This is a genomic window from Paenalicyclobacillus macrosporangiidus (genome assembly GCF_900116805.1).
In the GTDB taxonomy this organism is placed as follows: Bacteria; Bacillota; Bacilli; order Alicyclobacillales; family Alicyclobacillaceae; genus Alicyclobacillus_H; species Alicyclobacillus_H macrosporangiidus.
In genome coordinates this window covers 21,011-27,191 of sequence record NZ_FPBV01000029.1, presented here as the reverse complement: position 1 = coordinate 27,191, position 6,181 = coordinate 21,011, and the positions used below count along the sequence as shown (strand labels likewise).

General features: G+C 58.8%; 6 protein-coding genes and 1 pseudogene. 1 reads left to right on the top strand and 6 read right to left on the bottom strand.

From position 1 onward, the window contains the following. The 4 genes from BM357_RS16905 to BM357_RS16890 all read right to left on the bottom strand — a co-directional run. Window positions 1-1,472, bottom strand: a 1,472-nt coding sequence (locus tag BM357_RS16905) for an ABC transporter substrate-binding protein (protein WP_074956256.1), incomplete at its 3' end; no start/stop codon positions are given. Between the two features lie 40 nt (window positions 1,473-1,512). Next, complete coding sequence (locus BM357_RS16900; RefSeq protein WP_074956253.1) at window positions 1,513-2,397, bottom strand: ABC transporter permease; 885 nt, start codon at window positions 2,395-2,397, stop codon at window positions 1,513-1,515. A gap of 41 nt (window positions 2,398-2,438) precedes the next feature. Then, window positions 2,439-3,449, bottom strand: coding sequence for an ABC transporter permease (locus BM357_RS16895; protein WP_074956250.1), 1,011 nt, complete (start codon window positions 3,447-3,449; stop codon window positions 2,439-2,441). A 297-nt stretch (window positions 3,450-3,746) separates the two neighbouring features. After that, window positions 3,747-3,947 carry an ABC transporter permease subunit gene (locus BM357_RS16890; RefSeq protein ID WP_245784061.1) on the bottom strand — a complete coding sequence of 67 codons (201 nt, stop codon included), beginning with the start codon at window positions 3,945-3,947 and terminating at the stop codon, window positions 3,747-3,749. A gap of 55 nt (window positions 3,948-4,002) precedes the next feature. On the opposite strand from BM357_RS16890, the pseudogene BM357_RS16885 reads away from it, so the two are divergent. Beyond that, window positions 4,003-4,374, top strand: a pseudogene (locus tag BM357_RS16885) (IS1634 family transposase); the annotation flags it as partial. Here the strand turns inward: BM357_RS16885 and BM357_RS20780 are convergent. Then, the gene (locus BM357_RS20780) at window positions 4,304-4,873 is read right to left on the bottom strand and encodes a DUF6504 family protein (protein ID WP_425426564.1); all 570 of its coding nucleotides are present in this window, start codon (window positions 4,871-4,873) and stop codon (window positions 4,304-4,306) included. The pseudogene BM357_RS16885 and the gene BM357_RS20780 overlap by 71 nt on opposite strands. Window positions 4,874-5,304: 431 nt before the next feature. Then, window positions 5,305-6,174, bottom strand: a complete 870-nt coding sequence (gene panC, locus BM357_RS16880; RefSeq protein ID WP_074956241.1) for a pantoate--beta-alanine ligase — start codon at window positions 6,172-6,174, stop codon at window positions 5,305-5,307. Window positions 6,175-6,181: the final 7 nt, after the last annotated feature.

Sequence of the window (6,181 nt, the reverse complement as noted above, 5' to 3'; positions counted from 1 at the left end):
GCTCGCGTGACGTTTGGCGGCAGGCCAAGACGCCATACAACAGCATACAAACCAAGTGCCGTCGAATCTCGCAGAAAGACTCGTTCAGCAGACCCCACATAGTTGTTGTAGTCCGCAGACCCTTTGCTGTACAGCAGGAATCCCAGGTGATAACCCGGGTCGTTGACGAACGAAGTCCACTTGGAGATGAACGCGGTCAAATTCTTTTGCTTTTGCATCTCAAGGAATTGGGCGCGGGCCACGTTCTGGATGTTCATCGTCACACCGATTTTCTTCAGCTCCGCCTGCATCAACACGGCGTCGTCCTTCCAGTCCTGGAAGCCGGAGCCCAGCGTCAAGGTGAAGGTGAACCCGTTCGGATACCCCGCCTCTTTGAGCAGCTCCTTCGCCTTCGCCAAGTCGTGGCTGTACACGTAGCCGTCATCCGTGTGCCCCGGCATGTTGTGCGGGACGGCGCTAGTCATCTTGTTGGCTTGTCCATGCATGACATCCTGGACGAGCTGATCGTACGGGACGGCGTATGCAATCGCCTGGCGCACGCGCGGGTCATTGAATGGTTTGACATTGCAATTCATTGCAAAATACAGGATGCGGTTACTCGGATCTGAACGTACCAACAGGTTGGGGTTGGACTTGAGCGTGTCCACGTCCTGCGGCGGGATTTCAATCGCCATGTCCACGCCGCCTTTGCTCACCAGCATCGTCCGGTTGGAGGCGTCCGGGATAAACTTCAACACCACATGACCCAGCTTCGGCGCGCCCCCCCAGTAGCTGGCGTTAGCCGTGAAGTCCGCTTCCGTGGCGGGGTCCCACTTATCCAGCTGGAACGGCCCCGAACCCGCCGTGTGGTCTTTCAGGTAGTCCCCACCGTGAGCCTTGACCACCGACGGATCCAGAATGGAAAACGTGTACATGGCGAGCATCTGCAAGAACAGATGGTTCGGCTTGTTCAGTTGGATTTCCACCGTGTGCGGGTCCTTCACCGTGACCGACTTGATGTTCATCAGGCCATACAGGAAGCTGCCAACCTTCGAATTCTTGACGTGGTCCAGGGAGAACTGGACAGCGTCCGCCGTCACCGGATTCCCGTCTTGGAATTTCGCATCCTCCCGTAGATGAAACGTGTATGTCAGGTTGTCCGGTGACACATCCCAAGACTTAGCAAGCATCGGCTTAATCTCGTCCGTCTTGGCAATCTGCCGCCCATCCACCGTCTGGGTCCCGTACGTGACCAATTGGTCGTACGTCGCCAGGACCAACGTGTCGGACGTCAGATCATTGGCTTCCGCCGGATCGAGCGTTTGCCCACCATCGGAGTACGCGATGGTCAGGGTTTGATCGCTGGTCCCTGTTGGGGCGCTCGTACCTGGGGGCGTATTCGCCGATTTTTCGTTCGCGTTTGGCGCGCATCCCACGGCCGCCAGAACCATCAGAGCGGAGAGTGCGCCGGCGATGAACTTAACCTTTTGCATAGACATCCCCCTTATCCGCCAAGCGTCGGATTTTCTATGGTCATTCGCTGGACTGGCGCGGGTCCAGGATGTCGCGGAGCCCGTCCCCCAGCAAATTGAACCCCAAAGTTGAGGTGGCGATGGCTAATCCGGGAAACGTCACCATCCACCAATCCCCCGTGACGATGTACTGGCTGCCTTCGGAAATCATGTCCCCCCACTCGGCGGTGGGCGGTTGCACACCGAGCCCGAGAAAACTCAGACTCGCGGCGGTGAGGATGGCAAACCCAAGGCCAATCGTGGCGTTCACAATCAGGGGGGCCAAGGCGTTGGGCAGGATGTGTTTCATCACAATCGCCCGGTTGGTCGATCCGAACGTCGCACTGGCCTCCACAAACTCCCTGGAACGTAACGACATGGTCTGTCCGTACATCAACCGTGCATACTCGGGAACCCCGACGATGCCCACCGCAATCATCGCGCTACGCAGCCCCGGTCCCATCGCGGCGGCGATGGCCATGGCGAGCACCAGCGACGGAAAGGCCAACAGCATGTCCATGCCGCGCATGATGACGGCACTCACGGTGCCGCCGTAGTACCCTGCGACGGCGCCCAAGGGCACGCCGATGCCAAAGGAAATGGCGACGGCGACCAAGCTGGTCGGTATGGAGATGCGTGCGCCGTAGACCACCCGGCTGAACACGTCCCGGCCGTAGTTGTCCGTCCCGAACAGGTGGTGAATCCCCGGTGCTTGCAGGGCCGCGCTGACGTTAGGCTGGTCAGGGTTGTATGGTGCCACAAGCGGCGCGAACACGCCGCAGAACAACCACACCACCACCAGCAGCAGTCCGAGCATGGTCACCGGATTGCGCAACACCTTGACCACCGGGTGGCGCCGCCAGCGAACCACCGGGCGGGCGTGCTGTATCTGTAATGAGGCATTCATCGGATCGGCACCCTCCTCCGCAAGCGTCGGGATGGGACAAATCACTGCAGGCGGATGCGTGGGTCAATCATCGCCCAGACCAGCTCGACGCCGAGATTCACCAGGCTGAAGATCACGGCGCTGATGAGCGTAAATGCTTGAATGGGATTGTAATCGGTCGCCAAAATAGACTGCGTGATGTAACTGCCGATGCCCGGCCAAGCAAAAATGGTCTCCGTGATCACCGCGCCGCCGAGCAGGTAACCGAACTGCAGACCCAAAATCGTCAAGGTCGGGATGACCGCATTTTTGAGCCCGTGCTTGTAGACGACCTGCCGTTCGGGCAGCCCCTTCGCCCTGGCGGTGCGCATGTAATCCTGGGAGAGGACCTCCAACATGCTCGCACGCATCATCCTAGAAGCAATTGCCATCGTGCTGGTGCTCAAACAGAGGGCCGGCAACAACAAGTGACCCAGGGATGACTTGAGCGCCACCATGTCCCCGCTCAACAGGCTGTCCAACACATACAAACCGGTGATGTGGGTGGGAGGATTCACACTCTGACTGATGCGGCCCAAAGGCGCCGGCGCCCAACCCAACTTGGCGTAAAATATGTAAATCAATATCAAGCCAAGCCAAAAAATCGGGGTACAAGCACCCACGAGGGAAAACACCCGAGTCAGGTGATCAAAGATGGACTCCTTTTTCGTGGCCGCGTACACGCCCACCGGGATCGACACCAAAACCGCGATGAAAATGCTCGCCAATGTGAGTTCCAGCGTGGCGGGGAAGCGAACCGCAAAGTCCGACGCGACCGGATGTCCGGTGTGCCAGGCAAAACCAAGATTGCCGTGCAGCAATTGCACGAGATACCGCCAAAACTGGACGTACAGCGGCTTGTCCATCCCCAACTCGACGCGGATTTTGTTAATCACGTCCGGGGTGGCCTGCTCCCCGGCAATCATCACCGCTGGGTCGCCTGGCAACACCCGCGACACGATGAACGTGATCACCACGACGCCGGCCAGGGCAGGAATCGTCCCTAACAGCCGGCGCACGACGTACGTGAACATCTCCGACCCCCTCACCAAGCACATGGGGCCGCCTGCCGGCGCCCTCTACGCGACGGGAATGGATTTTCGGATTCATTATAGAAACCTGTCTTTTCCCGCGGATATGGATCGGTGAACAAATTGAATCGCTAAATTCTGTGCACACATCCGAATGACCCGTGAACTGGCGCGGGCCAGCCCCGCGGTGATCCCGCGCTCATCGGGTTACCGGGTGTGTTTCAACCGCCATTGATTGATGGCCGCCATCACCACAATCACCACGCCTTGCCTGATGAACTGGCCAGCACTCGACACGTTCTACATCGTGAGCAGACTCTGTAGGCACTGCATGATCAACACGCCGGCAAACGTCCCGGCCAAGCCCCCGGTGCCGCAGGTGAACGGGGTGCCGCCAATGACGGACGCGGCGACGGAATTCAACGTGTAGAGGTCCCCGACGCCAATCGACGCCACTCCGATGTAGGCGGATATCAGCATACCCGCCAGGGCGGACAACACGGCGCTCAACACGTAACCACACATGACCACGCGAGGCGTGACGATGCCGGTGACCGGCCTCCATTGCCCGATTGCCGCCCATGGCTACTCCCGCACGCACCGTCCTGACCTGGAACAGGTGGAGTTGGGGCTGTTGGTGACCCCGGACGGGCTCCCCGTCACGCATGAGGTGTTCCCGGGCAACACCGCCGACAAGCAGACCGTGCCGCAGATTCTCGAACGCCTGAAACAGGAGTTCTCCGTGGAACAGTGCGTGTTCGTCGGTGACCGGGGAATGGTGACCCAGAAGAACATTGAGCTTCTTAAGGAAGCCGGATTTCCGTACATTGTGGGGTACCACAAACGTGGACGGGTTGTCAGTCAGCAGATTCGGGAGCAACACCAAGACCTGAGGCAGTTCTCATCGATACAGGACAACCTGTGGTATTCCTCGAGAAGACGTTTCTGATTGTACCGCCAGCGCCTGCCATCGTGGCCGACGTGATGGGGCGGTTGAACATCCCGAAGCCCAGCAAGATGATAGACGTCACGAAAGAAAAGCGGGTCGCCAAGAAAAACGCATCGAGCCCCGAAGGCACACCATCTCCAGAGAATGAGAACTCCGAGGACAACTGAACGGACTTGAGCCGGTGAAGCGCCATCCCCATCAACCGATGGGGATGTTGGTGTAGTGCAAACTTGCACCCACAAACCCTTGTCCTGACAAGGGTGCTGTCAAACTTGAGGTCAAAAACGCCCATGTCTTCGGTGAGGACGCGAAACACCCACCTGTCTCGGTCTCCGTTCAGCCAGTCTCCGGATTCAGCCCAGCGGTCGATGAGATCCGCAATTACACGAATCACGCCACGATCCCGGAACACGCGCGGCGTAAACTCGTCTGACGCAAACTCCAGAATCTCGATGGAACGGCGGAGTAAACGAGACATGGATGGCACCTCGCACATACCGAACATATGTTCTGTTGTATGTGCGATACGAGCCAAGTCAATACTCAATGGCTGGTTTGTCTTGCATGACGTTGCAGTGGTATGAAAATTCCTGACGACGGTTAGTGGGGCATGAGACCGCCCCGCGACACCAGCCGTTGGCGGGGCGGACAGGGATTTTGCAGTGAACGAAACCCCGCGCCGGAAGATGGGGGCAGAAAGGTTATGGACGGTCGGCGATATAACACTTCAACGTTTGACGCCTTGATGAATTCACGCCGCACCCAGCCCGTTGGTCCGAAAGTCGGCTACGCGCTGCACCACCGGTTAAGCAACTCTGCCCAGACAACTACAGCACCCTCCCCGGACCCTCATCACTGCCAGTGCCGCGCATCCTTGACAGACTGGAGTGCTGCCGGACCTTTTAAAGATCAGATTTCTCGGACGGTACCACCCTCGATGATCAACTGAAGATTGTCGATCAGCCGTGCTTTGCCGACATACGCTGCGACGGCAATCATCACACGGCCTTCGAGAACGTCCGCCGGCTTTAAATCGTCAAGGTACACGGTCTCGGCGTAATCGAGCTTCACCATAGGTTCTGACGCAACGATCTCACCCACGAAGTTCGCAAGGGTGCGGCCGTCCCGCTCACCTGCGAGAATGCGCTCTTTGGCATGCTGCAGCGCCCTGTACAACACCGTCGCGTGCGGGCGTTCCTCGGGGGTGAGGTAGAGGTTGCGCGAACTCATGGCCAATCCGTCCGGCTCCCGTACGGTTGGCACATCGACGATCTCGACGGGGAAGTTGAGGTCTTGCACCATGCGCCGAATCACCGCGACCTGCTGGCCATCCTTGCGGCCAAAGTACGCCCGGTCCGGTGTGACAATGTGGAATAACTTGCTGACGACCGTTGCCACGCCGCGGAAATGGGTTAGCCGTGTCTTGCCGCACAACCGGCGTCCGAGATCCGTCACCTCCACCATCGTCTCCATGGGACGCGGGTACATCTCCTCTACGGACGGAGCGAACAGCACGTCACACCCGCGCTGCTCCAGCAGGGAGGAATCGCGATCGAGATCGCGCGGATAACGGTCGAGGTCCTCGTTCGGCCCGAACTGCAACGGGTTGACAAAGATGCTCACCACCACCAAGTCGTTGTCCCGGCGAGCCGCGTCGACCAGGCTCAAGTGGCCTTCATGTAGATAACCCATCGTCGGGACAAAGCCCACGGTCTTTCCGGATTGTTTCGCAGCCCGAATGACACCGCGCAACTCGACAATGGAATCGATTCGCCTCATCCAGTTC

What these genes read in the sequence shown, in the direction of transcription:
- BM357_RS16900 (WP_074956253.1), bottom strand. Translation starts at nt 2,397, where the DNA reads ATGAATGCCTCATTACAGATACAGCACGCCCGCCCGGTGGTTCGCTGG.
- BM357_RS16895 (WP_074956250.1), bottom strand. Translation starts at nt 3,449, where the DNA reads ATGTTCACGTACGTCGTGCGCCGGCTGTTAGGGACGATTCCTGCCCTG.
- BM357_RS20780 (WP_425426564.1), bottom strand. Translation starts at nt 4,873, where the DNA reads ATGTCTCGTTTACTCCGCCGTTCCATCGAGATTCTGGAGTTTGCGTCA.
- panC (WP_074956241.1), bottom strand. Translation starts at nt 6,174, where the DNA reads ATGAGGCGAATCGATTCCATTGTCGAGTTGCGCGGTGTCATTCGGGCT.